Genomic DNA, 26,446 nt, shown 5'->3' on the forward strand with positions numbered 1-26,446 from the left:
CGTGAGCCGCTTCCTGTCAGCCGCCGTCCCCAGGTCCTTTCCACTCAGGGGTGGCGGACGGTCCGCATGCATTCCGGAGACGCATCCAGTGACCACCACCTTCTCGAAGGTCCGCCCGGTGGAACCCAGTAGTCTTCTGGGCGGCCCGGAGCATCGCACAGTAGTGCGGCTGCTGGCCTGGCTGATATCGATACAGCGAGCCGGCCAAGAGCACCCCCGGTTCAGGCAGTGGGCGGCGCCACTGGTGTGCGCGGCTCTCGCTGTCCCGGGTCTTGTGGACAGTGCCGCCGGGGCCGATCCGGGTTTCCCGGTAGCGCTCACGGTGATGATCGGGTTCACTGTCCCGCTGCTCGCGCGGGAGCGTCATCCCTTCCTGGTCTTCGCCGTCATCACGGCCTTCTCCATGGCGGAGGCCGTCTCCGGGGTTCTCACCTACGCTCATTTCGTCGCGCAACTGATCATGCTGTACAACCTTGCCCGGTTCGCACCGCCGGTCCAGTTGGCCGTCGCCGTTGCGATCACCGTCCCCCAGACCATCGTGACGATCATGACGTTCGCGCCGGACAGGCGTATCGAACGGATCGACAGCCCCCTGGCGGTGACCACCGACCTGGTGCTCTGCATCCTCGCAATGGCCGGCCTGGGGCTGGCAGGCCGGGTGGCGCGCTCGTACATCGCCGCCCTGGAGGACCAGGCCGTGCGTCTGGAGGTGGAGCGCGACCAGCGGGCCCGCCTCACGGAGGCCAGGGAGCGGGCACGCATCTCCCGGGAGATGCACGACATCCTCGGCCACACCCTTGCCGTCGTGGTCGGTCTGGCCGACGGTGCGGCAGGGCTGGCCGAGACCAAGCCGAAGCAGACCGCGGACACACTGCGGATCATCGCTGACAGCGGACGCGGCGCCCTGGCCGACCTTCGCCTGCTCCTCACCAAGATTCGCGAGGAGGGACCTCATGAGACGCCCTTTCGCCCCCAGCCGGGTATCAGTGATCTCGATGCGCTGCTGAAACGGGCCCGTGCGGCCGGTCCCGACGTCGGCCTCCATACGGCCGGTGACCTCACCGGCCTGCCCGCAGGGCTGCAACTCGCCCTGTACCGCATAGTCCAGGAAGCCCTGACGAACACCCTCAAGCACGCCGTCTCCGACACCACCGTCCGTGTCTCCTTGATCGCGGAGAAGGATGCCGTACACGTCACTGTCGAGGATACGGGTCCAATCGCCATCGAACGGGATCCTTCTTGGGAAGGCGGCGGTCAGGGCCTTCTGGGCATGCGTGAACGCGCCGCGCTCTACCAAGGGACGGTCACCGCCGGTCCCAACTCCGAAGGCGGCTGGAGTGTTCGAGCCATTCTTCTTCCTACCCCGCCCACGAACACGGCCGCAGACACACACCCGGCATGACCTCCGCCGACTCGGCGGCACGCACGCCTGAACTCGCTACAGCCAGCGGTCGAGTCGTCAGCCTTCCGGAGGGACGTGGCCTCCGCTCCCAAGGCCGAGGCCACGTCCGCCGGTGCCCCCTGCCCGTTCACCACTGAAGCCGACACCGCGTGCCGCCTCGACGCTTCGGCGCAACTACGAGTGCGTGACTCGACTGTGGTTCGAAGGTGTTCGCAGACGGCTTGTACTGCGGCGATCAGCCTGTGGACCCGCCTCTTCGCGGGCGGGAGTCCTCGCCACTGGGCTTCTTGCAGGCAGTGATGACCGCCGGCTCGCTGCTGTCGTCACCACCGCCGTCCGGGCCTACGAAGGCGAGGTCGGCGATCACGGCGAGGCTGGCCGCGCTGAACCGGCCGACCAGGTCGTCGTGGCGGCACGTAATGATCGCCGAGCCACTCGCGGTGGGGCGGAGCTCCACCGCAGCCCCCTGACATCGGCCCGGCCGATGACGAGCAGCCCGTTCCGTCCGTATTCAGCCGACCAGCGGCGACTCATTCGGTAGACGGCGCGGCCGCGGTGAGGTGCGTCATGTCTCGGCTTGGGTGGGGGCTCGGGGAAGGCGTAGCGGGAAGCATGCTCCGAAGGTTCGGGGCGAGGTTGGGGTGCCTCGCTGGCGGTGGGCCAGATCGCGGGCGATGGCGATGGCGATGGCGAGGCCCGGGCCGGTGCCGCCGTGGTCGCGGGAGCGGGCGTCGTCTACTCGGACGAAGCGTTCGAAGATGCGCTCGGTGTCCGCGACGATCACTGGGGAACCGCGAACCGTAGACGCTGCGGGGTGAGCCCAGCAGCTCGTCGAGGTCGGTTTCGCGGAAGCGGCGCACGGTCTTGCGGTCCGGGTTTAGACGGTGGGCAATGGGATGCCGGGGGAGATGACGGAGTCGCCGGCGGCCACGGCGCGGATGCCGACGACGAGTTCGTCGGGGCGGGCGTCCTTGAGGAAGAAGCCGCTGGCTCCGGCGCGCAGCGCTGCGTAGGCGTATGCGTCGAGGCCGAAGGTGGTCAGGACGAGGACGCGGGAGCGGCCGCCCGATTCGGCGCTGCGGCAGGTGGCCTCGATGCCGTCCGTGCCGGGCATCCGGACGTCCATGAGTGGGACGTCGGGGCGGAGTTCGGCCGTGAGGCGGACGGCCTCGTTTCCGTGGGTGGCCTCTCCGGCGACGGTCATGTCGGGCTGGGCCTGAAGGAGCATGCGGAAGCCGAGGCGCTGGAGGGTCTGGTCGTCGATGATGAGGACGGTGGTCATGCGAGCGGCTTCTCCGGGTTCTCCCGCCGCCCGGCGGGCGGGGCGGCGGTGGTGGGGACGAGACGGCCGTGGACGCTCCAGCCTCCGCGCGGGTTCAGGCCGGAGGTGACCTCGCCCTGGTAGAGGGCGGCGCGTTCGCGCATGCCGACCAGGCCCCTGCCGCCGCCGGTCCGTGTGGCGCGGGGCGGTCCGGTGTCGTCGACGGTGACGCGGACGGCGTCGGCGTCCGCGGTGAGGGTGATGGTGACGGTGGTGTCGGGGGGCCGTGTGCTTGAGGGTGTGGGTGAGGGCCTCCTGCACGATGCGGTAGACGGCGAGCCGGAGGCCCTGGGAGAGAGCGGTGAGGTTGCCCTCCGTGCGCAGGGTGACGGCGGGGCCGGCGGTCCGGAGGAGTTCCACGAGGGCGTCGAGGTCGCCGATGCCTGGATGCGGGGCGAGTGGGGCCTCCCCGTACGGGGTGTCGTCGGCGCCGATCACCGCGAGCGGCCGGCGCAGCTCGCCGAGGGCGTCGCGGCCGCTGTCGGCGATGATGCGCAGGGTGTCCGTGCCGTGCTGCGGCTTGGTCTCGGACAGGGCGGCGGCGCCGTCGGCGAGGCCGACGACGGCGGCGAGGGTGTGGCCGAGGATGTCGTGCATCTCGCGGGAGGCCCGGGCGCGTTCCTGGGCGGCGGCCGGCCGGGCCTGCTGCTCACGGTCCTTGTCCAGAGCGGCGATGACGGTGTTGACCAGGCGTCCCGCGAGGCCGAGGCCGGCGAAGGCGCCCATGGCGCTGATGGCCAGAAGGGCGACCACCTCGGGGCGGGTGACGTAGTGGAGCTGACCGTCGGCGTAGTAGACCGTGGTCCAGGCGATGATCTGCGCACAGGTGATGCCGTAGGCCATGGCCAGCCGGCGGGGGCTGCCGCGACGGCCGACGTTGTACAGGGCCACGGCGCGCGGCGTCCGCGCCGCTGAACGTGTCCAGGGCGATGGCCGCCACGGACACCGCGGTGGTGGCGAGGAAGACGGGCATGGGCCGGCGCTCGCGCCAGAGCATCGGCACGGCGAAGGCGAGCGTCAGTGCGATCTGGACCGGCCACCGTGCGGTGTTGGCGGGGTTGAGCAGGGAGGGGACGCCCAGGGCGGCGCACAGGACCGGGACGCCCCAGCGGCGTACCCAGGGGTGGGCGTGGTCGGCCGGCCGCCAGCGGGTCAGCCGGGTGATGATCGAGACGATCACCCGCTGCTCGGGGTCGCCGGTCAGCGGCACGAGGATCGGGGACCGCCGGTCGGTTCAGGCGGCCGGTGCGGACGGTGCGGTCACGGGTGTGCGCCCTTCGAGGGGCAGGAGGGGCCGCCCGCCGGTCCCGGGGGGAGCGGACCGGCGGGCGGGGCTGGGGGAGACGGTTGGTTGACGAGGGGCCGTCGAGGTGTGGATCGTACGGCTGTCGCGGCGGCCAGCGATCGCTAGACCTGCCGTGTCACCGGGGTGGACGTCGACTCCTTCTCCGACGACTCCCAGGCCTCCAGGGCGTGTCGCAGCTTCTCACCCTCCACGTCCACGTCCGGCATCACCCGGTCCAGCCACGTCGGCAGTGCCCACGCCTTCCGGCCGATGAGTGCCATCACGGCCGGCACGATGGTCATGCGCACCACGAACGCGTCGCAGAGGACGGCGGAGGCGAGCCCCAGCCCGATCGACTTCACCAGTGCCACGTCGTCGAGGAGGAATCCGGCGAACACCGAGATCATGATGACGGCGGCGGCGGTGACGACCCGGCCCCGTGCCTGAAGCCGGCGACGATCGCCTCCACCGGTTCGGCCCCGTGGACGTACTCCTCGCGCATCCGGGTCACGAGGAACACCTCGTAGTCCATGGTGAGTCCGAAGACGGCACCGATCAGCAGGATGGGCAGGACGCTGACGATCGGCGCGGTCTGGTCGATGCCGAAGACGTCCTTCAGCCAGCCCCACTGGAACACCGCGACCAGCACGCCCAGGGTGGCGACCACGCTGAGCAGGAAGCCCAGCGCTGCCTTCAGCGCGACGATGGCCAGGTAGGGGGTCATCGCGTCGCCCAGCTTCTGCGACACGTCGATGTTCACGGCGGTCGTGCCCGTGAGCCGAAGCCCGGCTTGCCCGCACGGTGATCGGCTGCCTCGCGCTCTGGAAACGTCTCCCTGGCCTCCAGGTGGGCAGCATGGGCTAGAATGCCCGAAAGGTGATGATTATCCCGTGTGGATAACGAGGTCGCGACAGCCGAGTAGTTCGCCCGGTGGGTGCCGGGCGGGGACAGATCAGAGCGGTAGAGGCATGAGCGATCCGGGGCCCGTGGTGCTGCGAGGCGGGCGCGGCCTGACCGGTTCCCATGGTACCGGGCCGGCTTTTCGGAGCCGAGGGGAGACGGGCGGATGACCGTCGCGCAGGATGCGAGTCTGCCCGCACCTCTCACCTCCTTCGTGGGCAGAGGACGCGAACTGGTGAAGATCCGCCGCCTGCTCGGAGAAGTGCGTCTGGTGACGCTCACCGGAACCGGCGGCGTGGGCAAGACCCGGCTCGCGCTGGAAGCGGCCGCAGCCTCGATGAGAGCGTTCCCGGGCGGGGTGTGGCTGGTGGATCTGGCCCCGGTACGGGAGCCGGCGGCGGCGCCCGGAGCGGTGGCGGCCGCGCTGGGGGCGCCGGACCGGGGCAGCCTGTCGGTTCCGGCGCAGCTCGCGGGCCACCTTGCCGGGCACCGGGGGCTGATGGTGCTGGACAACTGCGAACACCTGGTGCCCGCCTGCGCCGAGCTGGCACGGACCCTGCTGTCCGTGGTTCCGGAGCTGCACATCCTGGCGACCAGCCGAGAGACGCTGGGCGTCACTGGCGAGCACATCTTCGACGTCGCCCCCCTGCCGCCGCAGGACGCGATCGAGCTGTTGCGGGAGCGGGCCGTCGCGGTGCGCTCGGACTTCCAGGTCACCGACGCCAACCGGGCCGCGGTCGGCCGGCTGTGCGCCGACCTGGACGGGGTCCCGCTGGCGATCGAACTGGCCGCGTCCCGGCTGCGGACCCTCACGGTCGGACAGGTGACGGACCGGCTCGAGGACCGCTTCACCCTGCTCACCGGAGGCTGCCGGGCCGCCCGCCCGCATCAGCGCACGCTGCGCGCGGCGATCGACTGGAGCTGGGACCTGTGCACCGAGACCGAGCGGCTCCTGTGGAGCCGGCTGTCGGTCTTCGCCGGCGGCTTCACCCTGGACGCCGTCGAAGGCGTATGCGCGGGCGACGACATCGCCCCGGGCGAGGTACTGGACCTACTGCACCGGCTGATCACCCAGTCCGTCGTCCTGATCACCGACACGGAGGGCCTGCCGCGCTATCGGCTGCTGGAGACCATCCGGCAGTACGGGTGGGAGCGGCTCACAGCGGCCGGTGACGAGGGACGACTGGTGCTGCGCCACCGTGACTTCTGCCTCGACCTCGCGCAGAGCATCGACGGCCGCTGGTTCGGCCCGGGCCAGGCGGAGGACCTGGCACGATTGCGCGCCGACCACGCCAACCTGCTGGCGGCCCTGGATCGCGAGGGCGATCCCCGGGTGCGGCTCACGCTGGCCTCGGCACTGCGCTACCACTGGTGTGCGGGCGGCTTCCTCGGCGAGGGCCGCCGCCAGTTCGACCGGGCGCTGGCTGCGGCGCCGGAGCGCACCCCGGTCCGGGCCCGGGCGTTGACCTTCGCCGCATGGGTGGCGCAGGCGCAGGGCGATCCGACGACGGCCGAACGGTGGCTGGACGAGGCCGACGCACTGGGCGAGCAGTTGGACGAGCCGGCGGTGCGTGCCTGGGTGCGGGGCCTTCGCGGCCTGACGGCGCAGTACCGGGGGCGGATCGAGGAGGCCGTGTCCGGTTACGAAGGGGCCGTGGCCGCTTTCACGGCGCTGGGCGACGAGCGCGAAGCGGGTTCCTGGCTGTCCGCGGTGGCCCAGGCCCAGGCCTATGCCGGACACGCCCGTGCGGTGGAGACGGGCCGCAAGGCCGTCGCCGTCGCGGAGGCGCACGGGGAGCGGTGGGGCCGCGCGCACGTGCTGAGGGCGCTGGGCTACCGGGCCTGGGTCTGCGGCGATGTGGAAACGGCCGGTGCGCTGACCCGGGACGCGCTGGAATGCATGCGGGGCTTCGACGACTATGCGGCGCTCGGGCTGACTCTGGAGCATCTCGCCTGGGTGACCGCATCCGCCGGCGAACACCTGCGGGCGGGGCGGCTGCTGGGCGCCGCGGGAACTCTGTGGCGGCACCTCGGCACCTCCGTGTCCGCCTTCTTCCCGCAGGTGATCGGCCATCACCAGCGGTGTGAGGAGACGGTCGTCGGCGCCGTGGGCCGGGCGGCGTACGCCAGGGCGCTCGCCGAAGGCAGCCGCCACGCCACTCCGGTCCAGGCCGTCGACCTCGCCTTGAGCGTCGCCGGTGAACCGGTGACCCCAGCCGCCCCCGGCCGACTGACCGGCCGGGAGAGGGAGGTCGCCGAGTTGGTGGCCAAGGGCCTGAGCAACAAGCAGATCGCCGCGACCTTCGGCCGATCCCCGCGCACGGTCGACAACCACGTGCAGAACATCCTCGCCAAGCTCGGCTTCGCCGGCCGCTCCCAGATCGCCACCTGGTGGACGGCGAACCAGCCCCCACCGAGCGGCACTGAGTAGAACTACCCATGGCCCCGGCCGGGCCGCTGCCTCGATCATCTCGGTATGGATCACATGGAGTCCGGAGTTCGCCTGATGAGGGCTGCGGACATTCCGCAGTGCGCACAGGTGCCTTCGGAGCCCGGCACCTCGATGCGGAATTCGACTCCGGCGTCATAGCAGGGCCCGCACTCGCGGCCCTTGGCCCCATGTTCCTTCCGTCATGCCTGTTGAAGCGGTCCGCCGTGCCCTGGCACATCGCACGTACGAGAGCACGGAGACCTCCCGGACCAGTCGTCGGCCGGGGCTCTGCACTACCCCCTCGCACCCACACCAGAGGACACATGACCAAGAAACTCTCGGCACACGCACGGAGAAAGAAGAGAGCGGCCATGTCCGCGACCGCGGCCTTCCTGGCGGTCGCCACCGTGATCGCGCTGTTCCAGCTCTTCCTGTCGAGTGCACCCGTGCAGGCCGCGGGGGCCGACCCATCGCCGGCCAGCTGCCCGGGCGGCACCAGTTCGGGCAGCTCGAGCAGTAACACCTGCCCCATCCTGCACAACAATCAGCTGCTCAGCGAGAGGCCCTATCCCGCGAACGTCTATCGCGGAGACTCCCGAAACCCGTACGAGATCTTCACCGGTGGCTTCAGGTCCCGTGGGTCGAACAACGACCTCGTGTCGCACGTCCAGGGTGACCGGAACTACAACAGCAACTACGTTTCGACGTCCGGAACGCTCTCCGTGGCGGAGACGTTCGCGCGGAGTCAGGGGATGGTCTCCCTGTCGAACCTGGCAGCCCAATCGAACTGCACTCCGGGCGGCAGAAGATTCTACCTGGCCATTCCGATCATCGGCGGTTTCCTTTCGGAATTCTGCGAGAACGGAAATGTCACCGCGGACACCTTCGTCTACGTGATCGATCCCCGATGGGCACGAACCGCGGTGTACGTACCCGACCAGATCCGCAACAACGTGAATCTCTACAACCACTACCGCAGTCAGGACGAGTGGGCGTACGTCCACGAGATCCCGAACTACGCGATCGTCGGCGTTCGCGTCTACACGCTGACCGCGCGGGCTTACCGGGGCACTCTCGAACTGCAGGCCCAACCGCCTCTGGTCTACAGCCGTTTCCTCTCGAACCCCAATCATCTGTGGAACCGCATCGGCTCCTACGACCCGCAACACGACTCCGCAGCCCACTGGAACGGGAACTCGGCTCTGAACATCCCCCCGAGCACCGTGGTCGACGGGGTGGTCCGCCGTCAGGGCTGCATCACCTTCGACCGGTGCCAGGGCGGAGGCTGATCGCGATGTTCCGCATCGGTGAGAACCACCGCACAAGCGAGAAGACCCGCCCACGAGACGAAGGCACGCGCATGTCGAAGTACGACCCGCCAGGGCTGACGGCCCGGTCGGCGGCCCCCCTGCCGCGCCGGCTGAGCGTCGGTCTGGCCGCACCCCTGGCCCTGCTGGTCGCCGGCGCGCTGCTCACCGCCGCTCCGGCACAGGCGACCGACGACGCCGGGCCTCCGCCCGACTGGGAGCAGGTACAGGAACTGGCCGCCTACAACGGTGCCATGCAGGCGTTCGAGGACCCCGAGATCGGGCCGGTGATCATCTTCGCGTCGGACTACGCCGGGGACATCGACGACCTCCGGCACCCGTCCGACTGGACCGACTCCGCAGGGAACACGCCGAGCAGTTGGCCCACTCCCACGACCGCGCGCAGCGTCCTGTTCACCGCCGAGCAGATCACCGCCCTGGAGGACGCGGTCCATGAGGCGATACAGCCCGACGGCGACACGACCTACAACGTGACGGTCCACTACGACGCGATGAGCGACCGGGTGACGGCCGAGACCGATGCCCCGTCCTCGGTGACCGGTCCCCTGGCCGACGAATACGCCGGCCGGCTCGTGATCGACACGTCCACGGACGTCGGCCCGACGCCGCGAGCATGCCCCGCGCCGGACGGCCCCACGCCGACCGGCGACATCTCCGACCCGCTCACCCAGCTGCAGGAGCTGGCCGCCTACAACTGCGCACTCGCGTACTTCGAGGACCCCGAGATCGGGCCGGTGATCATCTTCCCGAAGGACCGCACCGGGGACATCGACGATCTGCGGCAGCCGGCCGACTGGACGGACTCCGCCGGGAACGCGCCGAGCGGTTGGCCCACCCCCACCACCGCGCGCAGCGACCTGTTCGCCGCCGACGACGTCGAGCAGATCACCGAGGCGGTCTACGCGCAGCTCGCGCCCGACGCCGACCAGACCTACGACGTGTACACGTTCTACGACGGTCCGACCGACCGGATGATCCTGTCCACCGACGCCCCGGCCTCCCTCACCGATCCGCTTCTGAACACCTACCCCGGCAAGATCACCCTCATGGCACCGCCTGCCTGAGGACACTGATCGGCTCCCGTCCAAAAGGGGGTCCGGAACCCCCGGGCCCCCTCTCCAGGCGTGTTGCCGGTCCAGCGGCTCCACCGGGGAGTGTCGGTACGGCACATCAACCTCCTGGACCGCCACTTGTTCAACATCCGGACCGGCCCGCCCGGCCAGGACCTGCGCCTCTTCCGCACCCGGAGGACATTTACAAGTGAGTGATGCGTATCACATCGATTAAGTCGTCTCCAGGTGATGATTTCTTCACTTGTGCCCCGGCCGTTGTGGGTGACGGGCCTGCCTCCATGGCAGCCGGCCGGGTGCGGTGACGGCCGACGGGCAGACGGACCCGTACTTTGCTCAGAACCGGGACGCCCGCTGCGCGTCGGCGTCAGCTGGTGGAGGCGTACTCCGTGGTGGCCGGCGCCCAGGACGAGCCCGGCATGCTCGACGAGGGCAGCCAACTCGCCGCCGAGCAGGACCTCACCAACATCGACTGGATCGAGGGCGACTCCACCACCGTGCCCGGCATGGACCTGGCCCCGGTGCTGACCGTGATGGGCGCGGCCTTCCACTGGATGGACCGCGACCGGACCCTGCGCGACCTCGATCAGCTCGTCGAAGCAGACGGGGCCGTCGTCCTCAGCTCCGGCGGGGCCCCCGGCGACGTCGAGCCCGCCCCCTGGCTCCAGATCATCGCCGACTTTCGCACCCACTGCCTCGGGCCGAGCGCCGAGCCGGGCCGGCGCTTACTCCCACCCCAAGGACCGCCACCAGGACGTGCTGGCCCGCAGCCCGTTCTCCCACATCGGCACCGCCCGCTGGGACCGCACGGTCACCCGCACCCTGGACGAGGTCATCGTTATGTGGCCTGTCAAGGTGTCGCAGTTCGCCGGCGTTGGCGGCATAGCCGTTGCTCGACCCGGCGGGCCGCCGTGATCTCCCGTTTCGAAGTTCATCGTTGACACGGCTCGCGCGTCCGCAGCTCTGATCCCCCTGGTCCGCGCCATCGAGAGGTCCTGGCATGTCGTCGTACGTCCCGAGCGAGTTGTTCGCTTCCACCGCCCCCTTCTACCACTACCGGCCTGGGTACGCGCCGGAGCTCTATGAGCAGCTCCGCGGTCTTCTCGGCCTGGACGGCACGCAACGTGTGCTGGATCTCGGCACGGGCCCAGGCGTTCTGGCGCTCCCGCTGTCCCGGATGGTGCGGGAGGTCGTGGCGGTGGATCCTGCGCCCGGCATGTTGGAAGAGGCGCGGAAGACGGCTGCGGCGCAGGGCGTCGCCAATGTCCGTTGGGTGCTGGGCGATTCGACGCAGCTGATGCGGCTGGACATCGGGGTGGTCACGCTGGCGGTCATGGGTGCTGCCTTCCATTGGACCGACCGCGATCAGGTCCTGCGTGACCTCGACCGGCTGGTCGTCGCGGAAGGCGCGGTGGCGCTTGCCAGCGGTGGGGCCCCCGGTTCTGTGGAGCCACCGGAGTGGAACGACGTCATCACCGCCGTGCGCACCAAGTACCTTGTCTCCGAGCGGCGGGCCGGTTCGGGCACGTACCGCCATCCCAAGGGGAGCCACCAGGAGGTCTTGGCTCGCTCGCCGTTCAGCAATGTGCAGTCGTACCGATGGGATCTGACGGTGCCGAGCACACTCGACCAGCTGGTGCTGCGCCAGTATTCCTTCAGCTACAGCAGCCCCGCTTAGCTCGGTGATGCCCGGCCTGACTTCGAGCAGGAGTTGCGCGGTGCGCTTCGTGAGTGGAACCCCGAGAGCGTCTTCGAAGAGGTTGTCCGCACGGAGCTGATCATGGGCCGGCGGGGATAGCCGGGCTGCCGTCGGCGCCACAGAAGCGGCTGCGGGCGCTGGGCACCGACGGCAGGGCCGTCAGACGTCGGCGAGGGCGGCCAGGTAGCGTTCAGCGTCGAGCGCGGCCTGGCAGCCGCTGGCGGTGATGGCCTGGCGATAGGAGCGGTCGACGACGTCTCCGGCGGCGAGGACACCAGAGACGTTCGTGCGGGTGGATGGCGCGTCGACCGTGAGACAGCCCTCGTCGTCCAGGTCCGGCTGGCCCGTGAACAGCTCGGTGCGCGGGTCGTGGCCGATCGCCATGAACAGTCCCGTCGCGTTCAACTCGTGTGTGGCGCCAGTGACGACGTCCCGTAGGACGATCCCTCCAGGCATGCCGTTCTTCTCCGTGATCTCGGCGATCTCACGGTCGTGGGCGAAGGAGATCTTGCCGTCGGCGAAGGCGCGGTTCTGCATGATCTGGGAGGCGCGCAGGGTCGAGCGCCGGTGGACGACGGTGACGGAGCGGGTGAAGCGGGTGAAGAAGGTGGCCTCCCCTATGGCGGTTTCGTCGCCCTCGACGCCGAAGCGAGCGTGGCGGAGCCGTATCAGGGTGCGCAGCCGCGTACACGGCGGTCCGGGCTCAGCCGGTCATCGACTGCTCGCTTGCTGTTTCGGGTCGCAGCACGTGCAGCCGGGACTGCAGCCGCAGCCGTCCGTTTCCGCTTCGGCGATGTTCACAACCGGCAGGGCGCAGCAGGAGTCGCCCCGCCACGCTTCCCGGCCCTCCTTCACCGCGACGGCGGCGATCACCAGGGCGGCGATCGGGTCGGCCCATGACCAGCCGAACAGGGAGTTGGCCAGCAGGCCGACGAGGAGGACGGCCGAGAGGTAGGTGCACAGCAGGGTCTGCTTGGAGTCGGCGACGGCCGAGGCGGAGCCGAGTTCGTGACCGGCGCGACGCTGGGCGGCGGACAGGAACGGCATGACCGCCAGGGAGAGGGCGGCGAGCACGATACCCACAGTGGAGTGTTGGGCTTCGCCGGTGCCGGCCAGAGCGCGGACGGAGTCGACCGTGACGTAGGCGGCGAGGGCGAAGAAGGAGATCGCGATGATCCGCAGTGTGGTCTTCTCCCGTGCCTCACGCACGGAGTGCTCGCGGGCGGAGAACTGCCAGGCGACCGCCGTGGCGGAGGAGACCTCGATGACCGAATCCAGACCGAAGCCGATCAGCGCGGTGGAGGAGGCGATCGTGCCCGCGGTGATCGCGACGATCGCCTCGATGACGTTGTAGGTGATGGTGGCGGCGACCAGCAGCCGTATGCGCCGCGCCAGTTGAGTGCGGCGGTGCGGGGAGGGGCTGAGGGATATCGCCGTGGCCATCAGCAGCAGCCCTTCTCGTCGGCGTCCGGGCAGGTGCGGTCGGCCTCGACGGCGAGGACGGCGTCGCGCAGGTTGTCCAGGGCGTGGCCGAGGCGGGCGTCGGCCAGTTCGTAGCGCACGCGCCTGCCCTCGGGGACGGCGACCACGATGCCGCAGTCCCGCAGGCAGGTGAGGTGGTTGGAGAGGCGGGTGCGGGAGATCTCCAGCTTGTCGGCGAGGTCGGCCGGGTGGGCCGGGGCCTCGCGCAGGGCGAGGAGGATGCGGCAGCGGATGGGGTCGGCGAGCGCGCGGCCGAAACGGGCCAGGGCGTCGATGTCTGAGGCGATGGACAGCACGCCTCAACGGTACATGTGATCCTGGATTCAGGACATCGTGGATTCAGGATCGGCCGCACGTTCGATCGTCCTCTCCGTGGCTCTACCGCGCTTTGGCTACGATCTCCCGCGATGAGGAACCGGCACGAGCACTTCCGGGACAGCGCGGGCCGTGCGGTCCCGCTGCTCGCGCTGCGCTGTGCCGCTCTGCTGGCCGTGCTGATGCGGGTGCTCCCGGTGTGCACCCATACCTCGCCCGGCGCCCGTCTTCCGGCACCCGTTGTTTCCGGGTTCGCCGTCACGGGAGCCGGGCGCCGCGTGCAAGGGAGGGAGGCGGCATGAGGGACGCAGCCGGGGCGAGCGGTTACCGCCGCCCCACGGCCTCTGCCGGCCCTGATCGCCGCGGGGGTCGTCCTCGCGCTCGTCGCCGCTCCCGTCTTGTGGTGGCGGACGGCGGAGGGCACCGCTCGGGCGTCCACGCCCGGCACGACGTCCGCGGAGGCCGGGTTCTCCCATGACATGGCGGTGCACCACCAGCAGGCGGTGGAGATGTCGTTCATCGTCCGCGACCGCGCCGACGACGAGGAGGTCCGCACCCTCGTCTACGACGTCATCAAGGGGGCCGGCCGAGATACGGCCGAAATGGATGGCAGCGCGCCCCTGGGAGGGGTGACCGGGGCTTCCGGGCGGTGACATCGGTGAGGTCTGCCGGTGACACGGGAGTCGAGCGCAGCACGCCCGCGCAGGCCAAGGGGTTGATGCCCAAGCCCGTCCCGAGGTGCTGTTCGTGTGCGTGCAGAACGCCGGACGCATCCAGACGGCCGCCGCCCTGATCGCCCACCACGGCCAGGGCCGCGTCCATGTCCGCTCGGCCGGCTCCCAGCCCGCAGTCGAACTGGAGACCGAGGTCGTCGCCGTGCAGAGCGAACTCGGCCTGGACCTGTCCACCGCGTTCCCCAAGCCGCTGACCGACGACGTGGTCCGGGCCGCCGATGTGGTGATCACGATGGGCTGCGGGGACGCCTGCCCCGTCTTCCCCGGCAAGAAGTACCTCGACGGGGCCCTGGAAGACCCGGCCGGGCAGGGCGTCGATGCCGCCGTCCGCCTGATCCGCGACGAGATCGAGACCCGCATCCGCGTCCCGATCAGCGAGATCGCTCCCGCCGGGCCGGCCTGACGCGCAGGCTCGCCCGGTGACCACCCCCCCGCCAGACGGCGATTACCGGGCGAGGCCCGTGAAGGAGCGGTTCCCGGAGGGCGCAGTGGCGCGGCGAGCAGCGGCTACGGCCGGTTCTGATGGGGACGAGGGTGGGCAGGAGCGGCCGGAAGCGGCCGGGGTACGGCCCGTACGTAGACGATCATGCCGATCACTTCGACGAGGGTCTGGGTGACCACGACGACGGCGGCGACGGCCAACGAGTCGAGTAGGGCGAGGGGGAGGGGGAGGGGGAGGGGGAGGACGACGAGGGAATTGCGGGTCGCGCCGGTGAAGACGATGGCCCACCCGCCGGGGGCGTCGAGGCTGAAGAGGCGGGCGACGGCGTATCCGGCGAAGGCCATCACTAGCAGGAACAGGACGTAGAAGGGCACCACGCGGGCCATGTCCGCCAGGCTGTCGCCGAGCTGGGGGACCTGGGAGGCCACCACGGTCGGCAGGGTCGCTGCCATCAGCGGGACCATGGTGGTCCCCATCGCGTCGGCGGCCTTCCGCCCGGCAGGGCGGCGGGCAGCCCAGCCTTGGGAACAGGAAGACGGGCAGCAGGATCATCTGGGCCAGCAGGGGCAGAGGGGTCGCGGCCAGCAGGCGTCGGCTGCTGCCGCCGGCGAGATCGGAGAAGACGATGACGTAGTCGACGCACGGCGTCAGCAGGACCAGGAGCACGCCCAGGCGGACGGCTTGGTCGACGGGCAGGAACGGGACCATGGCCGCCACGAGAAGCGGCACCACCACGAAGTTGACCATCAGGGCCGCAGTCAGGAACCGGCCCGCGCGCAGCGAGCGGAGCAGCTCGGCGGCGGGCACCTGCAACAACGTGACGTAGAGCAGCACGGCGAGCACTGGGTTGATCGTGTGCTCCAGGCCCGGCCCGGCTTCGGGGCCACCCGGCCGACCGGACCGCCGGCCACCGGCGGGCCGATGTAGACGGCGACCTGGTGGCGTTCCATGGCTTCGGCCAGGCCGGACGACTGCGAAAACGTGCGTGCTCCTTGCTCACAGGGACAGGCGAGACGAGAGGGAAAGCGCCGGAGGGCGGGGTCCGGCCCGGAGGGTGTGGACGGTGCCGCGGGTTCTGCGGGGATCCTGCTGAGGGCTGGCGACGAGTGGGGGAGGCATCTGGCCGCCGTCGGGATTCGAACGGGCCCGGCCGCCTCATAGGCCGAAGGCGCCGCCTTCGATGAGGATGAGCAGGCCGATGGTGATGAGGACCAGGGGCAGCAGGACGTGGCCCCAGCGGGCGAGGGCCTTGGCGATGACGGGGCGGGTGGCGAAGAACCGTCCGGCGAGGCACCACACTGCCACCAGGAGGAGGAACACTGCGGCGTAGACGGCCATCCCGCCGGTGCCGGCGGTGGCGAAGACGGGGACGTAGACGCCGATGTTGTCGCCGCCGTTGGCGAAGGTGACCGCGGCGACCTCCAGTGGGCCGGGGCCGCCTTCCTTGGTCTGTGCTTCCTCTTCGTCCGCGCCGCCGTCGCGGTGGTCTTTCCACGCCTGCCAGGCGGCTTTGAGGCCGAGCGTGAGGGGGAGCAGGCCGAGGTACGGGATGGCGGACTCGGGCAGGAAGGTGGCGCCGAAGGCGGCGGCCACGGCGACGGCGAGAATCGCGGTGAATCCCAGGTACTGGCCGAGGACGATTCGGCGGGTGGAGCCCGGGTACCCGGCGCCCTTGGCGAAGAACAGCGCCAGGATCAGGATGTCGTCGATGTTCGTGACGGCGAACAGTCCTGCTGCCTGCCCGATGATGCCCAGGTCCACGTGCAGATGCCCTCTCCTTCGACGCTGCTGACTCCGGCGACGCTACCGGGCGCCTGCACCACCCCTCGCACGGGCCTGAAACCCAGTGCTGGCGCACCTCATGAACACCCGTCCGGGGTCTGGTCGGCGGGCAGCAGCCCTGCGCTCTCGCGGAAGCGCAGGGTGGTCGCCGGGACACCGCTGCGCTCGGCGAGCTGGGAGATCCGCATCGTGCGCACCCCACGACCGTGAACCCGGTCTTCGGCGCGCATGAGCAGGAGCCGCGGCGCTGGCCGAGCCACCGGGTCCCGGCGGCGAGTACGGCCGGGACGACGGCGATCGCGGGCAGCCAGCCCACCACCAACTCCTTCGCCCGCGCCGACGACTCCGGCCGCGACCAGGACCGGGAGTGCGCAACAGGCCACGCAGGCCAGCGCGGCCAGGCCCCCGAGGGCCTTCGGCGCCCGGCGGGAGCGGGGGTCAGCAGCAGGGTCCGGCAGGACGGTTCTCCTCGGCGAGGTCGGTGGAGGGGATGGGGCAGCAGGCGCTGGACGCGCAGACGGTCAGGTCGTCGCGACCCGCCTCGACGGCCGCGGCCAGGGCGGTGCTGATGGTGGTCAGGTCGGCGATCTTCGCGTCGACCTCGACGAGCTTCGCGGCGGCCCGCTCCTGGAGCCCGGCGACGGGACGGCCGTGCCGGTGACGGCCCGCCTCCACGCAGCTCGGCGACCTCCTCCAGAGTCAACCCGAGCCGCTGGGCAGCCTTGATCACCCCCGCAGCGTGGTCACCGCCTCCCCGCCGTACAGGCGGTGGCCGCCGTTGCCGCGTTCCGGTTCGGCCGGCAGCCCGCGTCGCTCGTAGGAGCGCAGGGTCTGGATGTTCACCCCGGCCGCCTCGGCGACCTGACCGCTGCGCAGACCTGCGCTCACCGCTGCCCCTGAGCGGTGGTCCGCGCGGCCAGAGCCTGAAGGACCGCCTCGTGTTCCTGGTCCACCGCGATGTCCAGACCGATCAGGTCCTCGCCCGGGGCGACGGTGAAGGAGAAGGGTGAAGGAGAAGAACGAGCAGCAGCCGCCCTCCCGCTCCGCCAGGTCCCGCACCCGCTCCTCGACGCCGGGACTGTCGGCCAGGTCCAGGCGTAGACGCAGCGGTCCGGGCCGCGACAGCGAGGCCGGCCGCTCGGAGAACAACCCGTCCCACTCCGCGACCCGCAGGGGTCGCTCCTCGGTGGGCAGCGTGCCGGAATTCGCCATCCACGCCAGATCACTCATCGCACTCACTCCCGTCGTCGTGTCCCCGAGGGGGAACACCTCCAACGGCAAACCTGACGGGGACCAGATCGCCAGAGACCGGACACCCGGGTGAAGGTGAAGGGTGCCGAGGGACTGATCGCCCTCCTCTGTCGTCGAACGCCGTATCTCGGCTGACCGTCATCAAGTCCTCCGGCGAGGCGCCGATGACGTGGATGGACCACGGCTCGACGTACGAGGCGAAGGACGGCTCCCTCATGCCCGGGATGGCCACCGATACGCGGCTCGGCGCCCTGCGGAATGCCGAGGGCGGGGACGCGGAGATGCTCTACCTCCGGTTGATGACCGCGCATCACCAGGGTGGGATCGGTCACGCGGCTGGCGCAGACCATCGTGGACGGGCAGCGGGCCGAGATCGACCTGACGGCCGACATGCTGCAAGCGCGCGGCGCGGCGGACCGACGGCCCGGCATCACCGACGGCAGGCTGGGGTCCTCGTCCTCGTTCTTCGAGTCTGCTCGGGGTGCGGGGCCCTCGGCCTGGCGCCGGTGGTGAAGGGGTCAGCTGATGGTGGTGCTCTTCGTGGTGGTGGACTGGTCGACATCCGTGACGCGGACGGTCACCCCTACCTTCCACTTCCCGGCCGCGGGGAGCTGAAGGTTGCCGGTCTGCCAGTAGCCGCCCCGGTCCTCGAGTTCGGCGTCGAGCGGGCCCACGCTGCCGTCGGCGCTGGTGAAGGTGATCCGCAGTTCCGGAATGGCGATGTAGCCGCCGTCGGGGCCGTAGACGAGGGCCTGGAGTTCGTTGCGGCCCACGCTCGCGGGGCTGAGCGTGAGCACGACTTCGCCGCTGCCGTTCTTCGCGCCGGTGTCGAAGGGCACGGTGAGGCTGACGGTGTTCGGCTGGGCCGCGACCACGGCCGGGCCCGTCGCCGCGGCGGCCTCGGTGCGCGCGGGGGTGGTCTCGGTCAGGACGGTGGTGACGGCGAGGACCGCGAGTGCGAGAGCGGCTTCGAACGTGACCGAGCGCCGCAGGCGGTGCCGGGGGGAGGGTCCGTCCTGCCCGGCACCGGCATGGGTGGTTGCCGTGTCCCCCGGGCAGCCGGATTCCGGAGAGCCGGATTCCGGGGAGCTCTCGCGGGAGGTGGGCACCGGGAGGACGCGGTCGGCGTCCACCCGCGCCGGGTCCGGCGTCGCCACGGCCGCGACGGCCAGGGCGGGTTCCCGGTCCGCGGGTGCCTCGGCCGGTTCCCGCAGGCGGGAGGTCCAGCGACGGGAGTACGACGCCGCCGCCAGCATGACCGCCACGACGGCTGTCTTGACCAGCAGGAGCGTGCCGAAGCGGCTGGAGAGAAGCGCGTCGAAGGAGCCGACCAGCCGCCAGGACTGGTAGAGGCCGGTGGCGGCGAGGACGGCCACCGAGACGAAGGCGAGGCGGGAGAAGCGGGAGACCGCCTCGGCCGGCGCCTCCTCGCCCTCGCGGGTCCGGAACAGCACGGTGACCAGCGCGGTCAGTCCGCCCAGCCACAGGGCCACGGCCAGCAGGTGCAGCGCGTCCATGGGGAGGGCCATTGCGGTCTGTGCTCCGGCGGCGGCGTGTCCGGTGAGGGCCCAGGTGTAGGCGAGCGCCGCCGCGATCACCGCACCGGCCGCGATCAGCGCGGGGCGGCGCCTGCCGGGCGAGGAGGACTCCCCGCCCGCCGTGTCCTTCCCGGCGCCTGCCACCACGACCAGGAAGAGCCCGCCGCCGACGAGCAGCAGGAGGCGGACGACGAGGGCGCTGCCCGCCTCGGTGCCGAGGGTGTCGCGCAGGGCGGCCGGGTCGACGGCCTGGCCGAGGCCCTCGCCGGTGGTGTACGGGGCGCGCAGCGCCAGGAGGGCGAGGCCGGTCAGCAGCAGGGTCGTCCAGCCGGCCAGGAGCAGGCGCCGCGTGCGGCGCAGCCGGGCACCGGACGGCCAGCACACGAGGAGGAAGGCCGCGGTGCCGGTCATCAGGACGTAGCCCAGGTAGGCGACGAAGCGGACCCCGGAGTACAGGTTGCCGGCCAGCCCCTCGCCGGGCGCGGTGTCGGGGACGACGGCCTTCGTCGGCGACGGCTTGCCCACGGAGAACACGAACGCCTCGCCGATGGGGTGGCTGTCGGCCGACACCGCCTTCCACGACACGGTGTACGTGCCCTGCTCCAGGTCGGCGGGCAGGGCGACCCGGGCGGTGGCGGAGTCGGCGCCGGCGTGTTCGGTGACGCCCACGTCGACCCGCCGGCCGTCGGGGTCGAGGACCTTGATCGAGTCCTCGAACAGGCTCATCGCCTCGGTGAAGGTCATGGTGACCTCGGTGGGCGCGGTCTTCAGCACACCGCTCTCGGCAGGAGTCGTGGAGCGCACCTTGGCATGGGCGGCGGCGGGACCGGCGCCGGCGAGCAGCAGTCCGAGGACCGCCCCCACCAGCAGGACCACGGCTCCCGTCCGGTGGCGCGGACGGGAGGCGGCGAACGTACTCATGGACCGGTCTCCTCGGGGTCGGTGGGCGCGCTGTGTCCCGCCTTTGTCCTACGGCTGTTCCCTGTCCTACGGCTGTCCCCGCGCCGTTGTTCAGTCCTCGGCGACCACCCGGGCTCAGTGGGCGTGCGGTTCGTCCCGGTGGACGGGGCCGTGCAGTTCCTCACAGTGGGCCGGATCCCCTGCCGCTTCCCCGTGCGGTGTGACCTGGAGGACCGGGTCGGGCACGTGGTCGACCTGGAGCGTGGTGTGGGTGATCCCGTAGTCGTGGCGCAGCAGCTCCTCCAAGTCCCGGCGGACTGCGTGGCAGTCGCCGCCGGGCTCGACCAGGACGTGCGCGGAGAGCGCGGCCTGGCCGGAGGTGATCTGCCAGACGTGCAGGTCGTGGACCTCGACGACGTCGGCCTGGGCGACGAGCCGGTCACCGACGGCGTCCGGGTCGACGTCGGCGGGCGCGGCCTCCAGGAAGATCCGGCCCGACTCGCGCAGCAGCCCGTACCCGGCCTTCACCATCAGCACGACGACGACGAGCGTGGCGATGGGGTCGGCGCGGTCGAAGCCCGTCAGGACGACGATCAGCGCGGCGACGGCGGTGCCGATGAAGGCGAACAGGTCGTTGAGGACGTGCTGGTAGGCGCCCTCGACGTTGAGCGAGGAACGGTTCGCCTTCGACAGGCACCAGGCGGCGGCGACATTGACGACGATCCCGGCAAGCGCGGTGCCCAGCATCAACCCGCCCTCGACCTCCGGCGGCGAGATCAGCCGTCGTACCGCCTCGTACGCCAGCCAGGCGCCCAGCAGGAGCAGGGTGAGGCCGTTGGCCTGGGCGGACAGGATCTCGGCGCGCTTGAGGCCGTAGGTGTATCCGCCGCGGGCCGGCCGGGCGGCGAGCCGCATCGCGATCAGCGCGAGCACGATCGAGGCGGCGTCGGTGAGCATGTGCGCCGCGTCGGAGATCAGAGCCAGGGAGCCGGCGACGACACCGACGACGACCTCGATCGCCATGAATGCGGTGATCAGGCTCAGCGCCAGCCCCAGCCAGCGGCGGTCGGCGTCCGCGGACACCCCGTGGGAGTGCCCGGCGTGCCCGCCGGCACCGTGCGCGTGCCCCGGCTCGTGGCCGTGCGCGTGATCGCTCATGGCGTATGCCTCCCCCTTGCGACGGATGTTCCGCCCGCAGTGAAACGCATGCCTGCCGACTTCTCCAAAGGCTGCACCGGTGACCGTTGTCATGTCCGTTAATACGTCTCTGACCTGCGGAGATTCGTCGAGGGTCGGACGGGGGTGGAGCCGGTCTCCCGCCGGGCAGCCCGGGCGTGAAGGGTCCGCGCGGGACTCGGTACGCTTCCAGGGCACCCCCGTCCGCGCCCGCTTCGGCGGGACGTCCAGAAGGCATCAGTGATGCGTCCGCTCTCCCCGCCGCCCTCCGCCGCTCCGGCGTCCGGTGTGCTGCGTGGTCTGCGGGCCGGGGTGCTGGCCGTGCTGTGTGTGCTGCTGCCGCTGGCCGGCCACGCGCTGACCCGGGGGCACGCCCCGCGCTGGGCGGTCGTGGCGGCGATGGCGCTGGTCGCCGTCCCCGCCGGGCTGGCCCTGACGCGCAGGCGGCTCACCGACGGTCAGCTGATCGGGGTCCTGGGAGCGGCCCAACTCGCCTGTCACACCGTCTACTCGCTGCCCGGTGTGTGCGCGGCCGTGCCCTCCGGGGGCAACGGCTTCGACGCGGTCTCCCGGCTGGTCCGGCACGACGCCGTCGCGGGACCGCCTACCGGTGTTCTGCTGACCGGGCATCTCGTCACGCTGCTTCTCACGGTCCGGCTGCTGGGCGTCACCGAGCGGCTGCTGTGGCAGTCGAAGCCGCTGCTCGCGACCGTTCGGCGGCTTCTGGTCTTCCTGTGGCCGCTGCTCGGCCGTGCCCATGGGACCGGCCCGCAGATCACCGCCGTCGAGAGCACGTCGCCGCCACGGTCGGCCGCGCTGGTGCGGATCAACGAGGGCCGGGCGCCGCCGCGTCGCGCGCACGGCACCTTCGTCCTTCTCCGGCCGATGCCTGTCGGCGGTCCCTGCCTGCCCTGACGGGAGGCGGGAGAACCGGCCCGGCTGCGACCGGTTCCTCCCGTCCCGGCGGCCCTGCCGCCGGGAGACAGCAGAGAGTCCCGCCCCATGCATGTCCTCCATCGGCGTGCCGCTTTCGCGACGGCACGCGTCCTCGTCGTACCCGCCGCACTCGCGGCGCTGACGGCCACCGCGCCACAAGCCGCGGCCCACACCGAACTCGGCACCACCAGCCCGAAAGCGGACGCGACGCTCGCCGCACCGCCCGCACACGTCACGCTGACGTTCACCGACCCGATGACCCAGAAGTACGCCAAGGTCGCCGTGACCGCGGCGGACGGCACATCGGCGGCGAGCGGTGCGGTGGAGGTCGACGGGAGCACCGTCACGCTCCCGCTGACGGCCGATGTTCCATCGGGCCGCTACACGGTGGGCTACCGGGTCGTGTCCGCCGACGGGCACCCGGTCTCCGGCTCCTACACCTTCACCGTACGAAGCGCGAGCACACCCGGCACCACGACTTCGCCCCCGCCGAAGGCCGTACCCACGTCGGCCGCTGCTCGGGCGGAAGCAGACCAGGACTCCTCCGGCAGTGCCGTGCTGATCGGCACCGGCGCGCTCGTGGCAACCGGCACCGCAGGACTTGTCCTGGCCCGGCGGAAGCGCCTGCGCCATGACAGCTGAAGCCGGACACGACCCGAGCCGGCGGCCGACCCGCCTGCCCCTGCCCCTGCCCCTGCCCCTGCCCCTGCTCCTCGCCGCAGCCGTGGGCACCGCCCTCGCCGTCGGGACGGCCGCCCTCTGGGCGGGCGACGGTACGCGGACCGGAGTACCGGGGATCGAGGACGCCGGGGCGCTCACCTCCTGGGGGCTTCCCATGGCCCGGATCCTCACCGATGCGGCGGCCGTGGCCACCGTGGGCGCCCTGCTGCTGGTGGCCGTGCTGCTCCCCGGCGGGCGCGCACTGAGCCCGGTCCAGCTCCGCTACCTGAACTGGGCGGCCCTGGCGGCCGGAACCTGGGCCCTCGCGTCGGCCGTCGCCCTGGTGTTCACGCTGTCCGATCTGTTCGCCCAGCCGGTCGGTGACGTCATGTCGGCCGCGATGCTGGCGGACTTCGTCGCCACCGATGCCCAGGGCCGCTCCTACGCGCTCATGATCGCGGCGGCCGGTGTGATCGTCACGGTGTGCGTCGGCGCCACGACCGCACTGTGGGCCCGCCTGGCCCTCGTGCTCGCCCTGGCCGGGCTCCTCCCGCCCGCCTTCGGCGGGCACTCCGCGGCCGCCGGCAACCACGACGCCGCCGTGACCAGCCTGGCCCTGCACCTGGTCGGCGTCGCGGTCTGGTTCGGCGGGCTGGTCTTCGTGCTGGTGGCCGTCGCCCGCCGCGAGGACCGGGCCGCCGACGCCGTGCGGCGCTTCAGCCCCCTCGCCGGGTGGGCCCTGCTCGCGGTCGCCGCCAGCGGCCTGGTCAACGCGGCCGTCCGGCTGCCCTCCCCGACAGAGGTGTTCACCAGCGCGTACGGGCTGATGATCCTCGCCAAGGCGGCGGCGCTCGCCGCGCTGGCCTGGATGGGGCGGTGGCATCGCCGACGCACGCTTCCGGCCCTCAGCGCGGGCCGCGGCGGCGCGTTCGTCCGGCTCGCCGCCGGTGAACTGCTCCTGATGGCGGCGGCGATGGGGCTGGCGGTCGCCCTGTCCCGTACCCCGGCACCCGGCGCGGGCGAGGCGTCGGTCTCACCGGCTGAGGAACTGCTGGGCTTCCCGATCCCGCCGCCGCTCGGTGACTTCCCCTGGACCCCGCTGTTCACCCGGTGGCACTTCGACCCGCTGTTCGCCTTCGGCACGGCCACCGCCGCCCTGCTCTACCTGGCGGGTGTACGGAAACTGCGGGCCCGGGGCGACAAGTGGCCCGTCGGCCGCACGATTTCGTGGCTGCTGGGCCTGGCGGTGACCGTCCTCGCGACCATGAGCGGGCTCGCCACCTACGGCAAGGTCCTGTTCAGCGTGCACATGGGCCAGCACATGATCCTCGCCATGACGGTGCCGATCCTGCTGGTCCTCGGCGCCCCGGCCACCCTCGCGCTGCGCGCCCTGCCCGCCGCTCCGAAGGGAGAACCGGACGGCCCGCGCGAGCTGCTCCTCAGGCTGCTCCACAGCCGCTACGTGAAGGTGATCTCCCACCCGGTGGTGGCGTGCGTGCTCTTCGTCGGCAGCGCGTTCGCCGTGTACTACACCTCGCTGTTCGAGACGCTGATGCGCAGTCACCTCGGGCATCTGTTCATGCTGGTGCACTTCCTGGCGGTGGGGCTGCTGTTCTTCTGGGTGATCATCGGCATCGACCCCGGTCCGCGTCGCCCGCCCCACCTGGGCCGGCTCTTCGCGCTGATCCTGACGATGCCGTTCCACTCCTGGTTCAGCATCTCGCTGATGAGCTCCAGCGAGCTGATCGGAGAGGGCTGGTGGTCGCTGCTGGACCGGCCCTGGATCGAGTTTCCGATGGACGACCAGTACAACGCCGGTGCCATCGCCTGGGCCACCGGCGACATTCCCGTCCTGATCACCACGCTCATCCTGGCCGTCCAGTGGGTCCGCTCCGACCAGCGCGAGGCCCGCCGTATCGACCGGAAGATCGACCGCGGTGACGCGGGCGACCCCCTCGCCGCCTACAACGCCTATCTGGCGAGCCTGCACGCCCGCGACCGACGCCCCGCCCGCCCGGCCACCGGGCCCGCCCCCTCCGAGGAATCATGAGCAAGCTCAAGAGGAACCTGATCGCCGCCGCCGTCCTGCTGGCGGGCTTCGCTGCCGCGTTCGGCTCCTACCTCCTGCTGGCCCCGGACAGCCGGGGCAGCGGCGGCCTGGACGTTCAGCCCGCCGCCGAGGCGATGCCCGTTCGCGGCGACAGTCACCGCCTGACCGCCCCCAAGAAGAGCGAACTGACGATCGTCGAGTTCCTCGACTTCGAGTGCGAGGGGTGCGGCGCGATGTACCCGGTCGTGGAGAAGCTGCGGGAGGAGTACGGCGACCGCGTCACCTTCGTCGCCCGCTACTTCCCCATGCCGGGTCACCGCAACGGCGAACTCGCCGCCCGCACCGCCCAGGCCGCCGCCCAGCAGGGCGAGTTCGAGGCGATGTACAACAGGCTCTTCACCACCCAGGAGGAGTGGGGCGAGTCGCAGGAGTCGAAGCAGGACGTCTTCCGCGGCTACGCGAAGGAACTCGGCCTGGACATGAGGAAGTTCGACGCCGCGCTCGCCGACCCGGACGTGGCCACGCGCGTCCGGAACGACCAGAGCGACGGACTCGGTCTCGGCGTCCAGGGCACCCCGACCTTCTTCCTCGACGGAACGAAAATCGCCACGCCCACCTCCTACGAGGCGTTCAAGGCACTCATCCACGCCCGGCTGTCCGGCTGACCGGAAAGGACGGAGTCCATGCAGTACCTCATCGACCAGGCCCGGGTCTTCCGCGCCCGCGCGGCGGCCCACGGTCTGGACCTCGGCCTCCAGGCGGAACCCGCCAGACCTCGCGCGCTGTTCGTCTCCTGCTCGGACGCCCGGCTCGTGCCTGCCCTGCTCACCGGCAGCAGACCCGGCGACCTGTTCGAACTGCGCACCTACGGCGGGCTGATCCCCGACTTCAGTCCCGACGAGGTGACCGGGGAGGCCAGGACCGTCGAGTACGCCGTCCGCGACCTGAGTGTCCGCGACGTCATCGTGTGCGGCCACTCCCGCTGCGGGCTCGTGGACGCGGCGGTGTCCGGCTACGACGAACCGACCCTCACCACGGCCGGCGGCCAGTGGCACGCCCTGGCCCAGCTCGACCGGCTCAGCGCGTACCCGTGCGTCGCACCTCGGCTGGCCGACAGCTCCCTGCGCCTGCATGCCTGGTTCTACGAGACCGACACCGGCGCCGTTCTATGTCACGACCCGCGCGCCAGCGCCTTCCTCCCGCTGTGAACACCCCCCACAACCCCGACATGTACGACAAGGTAACCACCGTGACCACCGTCCAGGCACCCGCCTACGACGAACGCCTGACCGCCCCCAAGATGTGGTGGGTCCTCGCCGTCCTCTTCGGCTTCTCCCTGGCCCTGGTCTTCCTGCCGTACGGCTCACTCGCCGGCCTGATCGCCCTGCTGGCAGGCACCGGTCTGGGCGGGTTCATGGTCGGCGCCCAGGGGTCGGAGAGGATCCGGGTCGCCGCAGGCCTGCTGATCGTCGGCGACGCGCGCATTCCGCTGACCGCGCTCGGCGAGCCCGAGGTCCTCGAAGGCGAGGAGGCACGGGCGTGGCGGACGTACAAGGCGGACCTGCGCGCGTTCATGATGATGCGCAGCTTCATCACCACCGCGGTCCGCGTCGAGATCGTCGACCCCGACGACCCCACCCCGTACGTCTACCTCTCCACGCGCACGCCTGACCGGCTCGCCGAAGCGATCCGCGGCTCCGCCTGACAGATACGAGAGCCGGAAAGGAGGGATCGGCGGACCGTG

The 26,446-nt window shown here is 71.2% G+C and carries 25 protein-coding genes and 7 pseudogenes; 17 read left to right on the forward strand and 15 right to left on the reverse strand.

What is annotated here, in order from left to right; genetic code table 11:
• Positions 1-88 precede the first annotated feature (88 nt).
• The gene (locus tag ABZ490_RS22690) at positions 89-1,402 is read left to right on the forward strand and encodes a histidine kinase (protein ID WP_358992731.1); all 1,314 of its coding nucleotides are present in this window, start codon (positions 89-91) and stop codon (positions 1,400-1,402) included.
• Between the two features lie 235 nt (positions 1,403-1,637).
• Here the strand turns inward: ABZ490_RS22690 and ABZ490_RS22695 are convergent, their stop codons facing one another.
• The 5 genes and pseudogenes from ABZ490_RS22695 to ABZ490_RS22715 form a co-directional block, all read right to left on the reverse strand.
• Entirely contained in the window at positions 1,638-1,859 is a 222-nt protein-coding gene (locus ABZ490_RS22695; RefSeq protein WP_358992733.1) for a hypothetical protein, read from the reverse strand.
• Positions 1,860-1,967: 108 nt separating this feature from the next.
• Positions 1,968-2,174, reverse strand: a pseudogene (locus tag ABZ490_RS22700) (two-component sensor histidine kinase); the annotation flags it as partial.
• A 123-nt stretch (positions 2,175-2,297) separates the two neighbouring features.
• Positions 2,298-2,684: pseudogene (locus ABZ490_RS22705) on the reverse strand (response regulator transcription factor); the annotation flags it as partial.
• A 537-nt stretch (positions 2,685-3,221) separates the two neighbouring features.
• Positions 3,222-3,566 (reverse strand): annotated as a pseudogene (locus tag ABZ490_RS22710) (histidine kinase); the annotation flags it as partial.
• A gap of 564 nt (positions 3,567-4,130) precedes the next feature.
• Positions 4,131-4,798 (reverse strand): annotated as a pseudogene (locus tag ABZ490_RS22715) (MMPL family transporter); the annotation flags it as partial.
• Between the two features lie 276 nt (positions 4,799-5,074).
• Between ABZ490_RS22715 and ABZ490_RS22720 the strand changes: the two are divergent.
• From ABZ490_RS22720 to ABZ490_RS22740, 5 genes are all read left to right on the forward strand, one after another.
• Positions 5,075-7,339 carry a LuxR C-terminal-related transcriptional regulator gene (locus ABZ490_RS22720; protein ID WP_358992735.1) on the forward strand — a complete coding sequence of 755 codons (2,265 nt, stop codon included), beginning with the start codon at positions 5,075-5,077 and terminating at the stop codon, positions 7,337-7,339.
• 371 nt (positions 7,340-7,710) lie between these two features.
• A complete protein-coding gene (locus tag ABZ490_RS22725; RefSeq protein ID WP_358992737.1) occupies positions 7,711-8,628 on the forward strand; it encodes a hypothetical protein in 918 nt (305 codons plus the stop codon).
• Between the two features lie 71 nt (positions 8,629-8,699).
• A complete protein-coding gene (locus ABZ490_RS22730) occupies positions 8,700-9,731 on the forward strand; it encodes a hypothetical protein (protein ID WP_358992739.1) in 1,032 nt (343 codons plus the stop codon).
• A 380-nt stretch (positions 9,732-10,111) separates the two neighbouring features.
• Entirely contained in the window at positions 10,112-10,678 is a 567-nt protein-coding gene (locus tag ABZ490_RS22735; protein WP_358992741.1) for a hypothetical protein, read from the forward strand.
• A 59-nt stretch (positions 10,679-10,737) separates the two neighbouring features.
• Positions 10,738-11,415, forward strand: coding sequence for a class I SAM-dependent methyltransferase (locus ABZ490_RS22740; protein ID WP_358992743.1), 678 nt, complete (start codon positions 10,738-10,740; stop codon positions 11,413-11,415).
• Between the two features lie 180 nt (positions 11,416-11,595).
• On the opposite strand, the pseudogene ABZ490_RS22745 reads toward ABZ490_RS22740, so the two are convergent.
• The 3 genes and pseudogenes from ABZ490_RS22745 to ABZ490_RS22755 form a co-directional block, all read right to left on the reverse strand.
• A pseudogene (locus ABZ490_RS22745) lies at positions 11,596-12,078 on the reverse strand (FAD-dependent oxidoreductase); the annotation flags it as partial.
• 69 nt (positions 12,079-12,147) lie between these two features.
• Positions 12,148-12,879: a cation transporter gene (locus ABZ490_RS22750; protein ID WP_358992745.1), complete on the reverse strand. Its 732-nt coding sequence runs from the start codon at positions 12,877-12,879 to the stop codon at positions 12,148-12,150.
• A complete protein-coding gene (locus ABZ490_RS22755) occupies positions 12,879-13,214 on the reverse strand; it encodes a metalloregulator ArsR/SmtB family transcription factor (protein WP_358992747.1) in 336 nt (111 codons plus the stop codon). The genes ABZ490_RS22750 and ABZ490_RS22755 overlap by 1 nt, the downstream gene beginning before the upstream one ends.
• A 111-nt stretch (positions 13,215-13,325) precedes the next feature.
• Between ABZ490_RS22755 and ABZ490_RS22760 the strand changes: the two genes are divergently transcribed.
• The 3 genes from ABZ490_RS22760 (at position 13,326) to ABZ490_RS22770 (ending at position 14,370) form a co-directional block, all read left to right on the forward strand.
• A complete protein-coding gene (locus ABZ490_RS22760; RefSeq protein ID WP_358992749.1) occupies positions 13,326-13,535 on the forward strand; it encodes a hypothetical protein in 210 nt (69 codons plus the stop codon).
• 96 nt (positions 13,536-13,631) lie between these two features.
• Positions 13,632-13,886, forward strand: a complete 255-nt coding sequence (locus ABZ490_RS22765) for a DUF305 domain-containing protein (protein ID WP_358992751.1) — start codon at positions 13,632-13,634, stop codon at positions 13,884-13,886.
• Between the two features lie 94 nt (positions 13,887-13,980).
• Positions 13,981-14,370 (forward strand): phosphotyrosine protein phosphatase, encoded by a 390-nt coding sequence (locus ABZ490_RS22770; RefSeq protein ID WP_358992753.1) that lies wholly within the window; start codon positions 13,981-13,983, stop codon positions 14,368-14,370.
• Positions 14,371-14,474: 104 nt separating this feature from the next.
• On the opposite strand, the pseudogene ABZ490_RS22775 reads toward ABZ490_RS22770, so the two are convergent.
• From ABZ490_RS22775 to ABZ490_RS22795, 5 genes and pseudogenes are all read right to left on the reverse strand, one after another.
• Positions 14,475-15,359 (reverse strand): annotated as a pseudogene (locus ABZ490_RS22775) (arsenic resistance protein).
• Positions 15,360-15,564: 205 nt separating this feature from the next.
• Positions 15,565-16,170 (reverse strand): cadmium resistance transporter, encoded by a 606-nt coding sequence (locus tag ABZ490_RS22780; protein WP_358992755.1) that lies wholly within the window; start codon positions 16,168-16,170, stop codon positions 15,565-15,567.
• 98 nt (positions 16,171-16,268) lie between these two features.
• Positions 16,269-16,379: a MerR family DNA-binding transcriptional regulator gene (locus ABZ490_RS22785; RefSeq protein WP_358992815.1), complete on the reverse strand. Its 111-nt coding sequence runs from the start codon at positions 16,377-16,379 to the stop codon at positions 16,269-16,271.
• A gap of 250 nt (positions 16,380-16,629) precedes the next feature.
• A complete protein-coding gene (locus ABZ490_RS22790; RefSeq protein ID WP_358992757.1) occupies positions 16,630-16,866 on the reverse strand; it encodes a hypothetical protein in 237 nt (78 codons plus the stop codon).
• 51 nt (positions 16,867-16,917) lie between these two features.
• A complete protein-coding gene (locus ABZ490_RS22795; protein WP_358992759.1) occupies positions 16,918-17,079 on the reverse strand; it encodes a MerR family DNA-binding transcriptional regulator in 162 nt (53 codons plus the stop codon).
• Positions 17,080-17,615: 536 nt separating this feature from the next.
• On the opposite strand from ABZ490_RS22795, the pseudogene ABZ490_RS22800 reads away from it, so the two are divergent.
• Both ABZ490_RS22800 and ABZ490_RS22805 read left to right on the forward strand, forming a co-directional pair.
• Positions 17,616-17,741 (forward strand): annotated as a pseudogene (locus ABZ490_RS22800) (DUF305 domain-containing protein); the annotation flags it as partial.
• Positions 17,742-17,760: 19 nt separating this feature from the next.
• Positions 17,761-17,955, forward strand: coding sequence for a hypothetical protein (locus tag ABZ490_RS22805; RefSeq protein WP_358992761.1), 195 nt, complete (start codon positions 17,761-17,763; stop codon positions 17,953-17,955).
• A gap of 5 nt (positions 17,956-17,960) precedes the next feature.
• Here the strand turns inward: ABZ490_RS22805 and ABZ490_RS22810 are convergent, their stop codons facing one another.
• Positions 17,961-19,901 (reverse strand): copper resistance protein CopC, encoded by a 1,941-nt coding sequence (locus ABZ490_RS22810; RefSeq protein ID WP_358992763.1) that lies wholly within the window; start codon positions 19,899-19,901, stop codon positions 17,961-17,963.
• 114 nt (positions 19,902-20,015) lie between these two features.
• Positions 20,016-21,038, reverse strand: a complete 1,023-nt coding sequence (locus tag ABZ490_RS22815; protein WP_358992765.1) for a cation diffusion facilitator family transporter — start codon at positions 21,036-21,038, stop codon at positions 20,016-20,018.
• Between the two features lie 261 nt (positions 21,039-21,299).
• On the opposite strand from ABZ490_RS22815, the gene ABZ490_RS22820 reads away from it, so the two are divergent.
• The 6 genes from ABZ490_RS22820 (at position 21,300) to ABZ490_RS22845 (ending at position 26,407) form a co-directional block, all read left to right on the forward strand.
• Positions 21,300-21,971: a hypothetical protein gene (locus ABZ490_RS22820; protein WP_358992767.1), complete on the forward strand. Its 672-nt coding sequence runs from the start codon at positions 21,300-21,302 to the stop codon at positions 21,969-21,971.
• Positions 21,972-22,058: 87 nt separating this feature from the next.
• Entirely contained in the window at positions 22,059-22,634 is a 576-nt protein-coding gene (locus ABZ490_RS22825; protein ID WP_358992769.1) for a copper resistance CopC family protein, read from the forward strand.
• Positions 22,624-24,702 (forward strand): cytochrome c oxidase assembly protein, encoded by a 2,079-nt coding sequence (locus ABZ490_RS22830; protein ID WP_358992771.1) that lies wholly within the window; start codon positions 22,624-22,626, stop codon positions 24,700-24,702. The genes ABZ490_RS22825 and ABZ490_RS22830 overlap by 11 nt, the downstream gene beginning before the upstream one ends.
• Positions 24,699-25,367, forward strand: a complete 669-nt coding sequence (locus ABZ490_RS22835; protein WP_358992773.1) for a thioredoxin domain-containing protein — start codon at positions 24,699-24,701, stop codon at positions 25,365-25,367. Before ABZ490_RS22830 ends, ABZ490_RS22835 begins: the two co-directional genes overlap by 4 nt.
• A gap of 18 nt (positions 25,368-25,385) precedes the next feature.
• Positions 25,386-25,910: a carbonic anhydrase gene (locus tag ABZ490_RS22840; RefSeq protein ID WP_358992775.1), complete on the forward strand. Its 525-nt coding sequence runs from the start codon at positions 25,386-25,388 to the stop codon at positions 25,908-25,910.
• A 20-nt stretch (positions 25,911-25,930) separates the two neighbouring features.
• Positions 25,931-26,407 (forward strand): DUF3093 domain-containing protein, encoded by a 477-nt coding sequence (locus ABZ490_RS22845; RefSeq protein ID WP_358992777.1) that lies wholly within the window; start codon positions 25,931-25,933, stop codon positions 26,405-26,407.
• Positions 26,408-26,446 lie beyond the last annotated feature (39 nt).

The organism is Streptomyces sp. NPDC005811 (assembly GCF_040630405.1).
Taxonomy (GTDB): domain Bacteria; phylum Actinomycetota; class Actinomycetes; order Streptomycetales; family Streptomycetaceae; genus Streptomyces.

Excerpts from the sequence above, each read along its gene's own strand:
- ABZ490_RS22720 (WP_358992735.1), top strand. The coding sequence starts at position 5,075 with ATGACCGTCGCGCAGGATGCGAGTCTGCCCGCACCTCTCACCTCCTTC.
- ABZ490_RS22725 (WP_358992737.1), top strand. The coding sequence starts at position 7,711 with ATGTCCGCGACCGCGGCCTTCCTGGCGGTCGCCACCGTGATCGCGCTG.
- ABZ490_RS22730 (WP_358992739.1), top strand. The coding sequence starts at position 8,700 with ATGTCGAAGTACGACCCGCCAGGGCTGACGGCCCGGTCGGCGGCCCCC.
- ABZ490_RS22740 (WP_358992743.1), top strand. The coding sequence starts at position 10,738 with ATGTCGTCGTACGTCCCGAGCGAGTTGTTCGCTTCCACCGCCCCCTTC.
- ABZ490_RS22750 (WP_358992745.1), bottom strand. The coding sequence starts at position 12,879 with ATGGCCACGGCGATATCCCTCAGCCCCTCCCCGCACCGCCGCACTCAA.
- ABZ490_RS22760 (WP_358992749.1), top strand. The coding sequence starts at position 13,326 with ATGAGGAACCGGCACGAGCACTTCCGGGACAGCGCGGGCCGTGCGGTC.
- ABZ490_RS22785 (WP_358992815.1), bottom strand. The coding sequence starts at position 16,379 with ATGCGGATCTCCCAGCTCGCCGAGCGCAGCGGTGTCCCGGCGACCACC.
- ABZ490_RS22810 (WP_358992763.1), bottom strand. The coding sequence starts at position 19,901 with ATGAGTACGTTCGCCGCCTCCCGTCCGCGCCACCGGACGGGAGCCGTG.
- ABZ490_RS22815 (WP_358992765.1), bottom strand. The coding sequence starts at position 21,038 with ATGAGCGATCACGCGCACGGCCACGAGCCGGGGCACGCGCACGGTGCC.
- ABZ490_RS22820 (WP_358992767.1), top strand. The coding sequence starts at position 21,300 with ATGCGTCCGCTCTCCCCGCCGCCCTCCGCCGCTCCGGCGTCCGGTGTG.
- ABZ490_RS22825 (WP_358992769.1), top strand. The coding sequence starts at position 22,059 with ATGCATGTCCTCCATCGGCGTGCCGCTTTCGCGACGGCACGCGTCCTC.
- ABZ490_RS22830 (WP_358992771.1), top strand. The coding sequence starts at position 22,624 with ATGACAGCTGAAGCCGGACACGACCCGAGCCGGCGGCCGACCCGCCTG.
- ABZ490_RS22835 (WP_358992773.1), top strand. The coding sequence starts at position 24,699 with ATGAGCAAGCTCAAGAGGAACCTGATCGCCGCCGCCGTCCTGCTGGCG.
- ABZ490_RS22840 (WP_358992775.1), top strand. The coding sequence starts at position 25,386 with ATGCAGTACCTCATCGACCAGGCCCGGGTCTTCCGCGCCCGCGCGGCG.
- ABZ490_RS22845 (WP_358992777.1), top strand. The coding sequence starts at position 25,931 with ATGTACGACAAGGTAACCACCGTGACCACCGTCCAGGCACCCGCCTAC.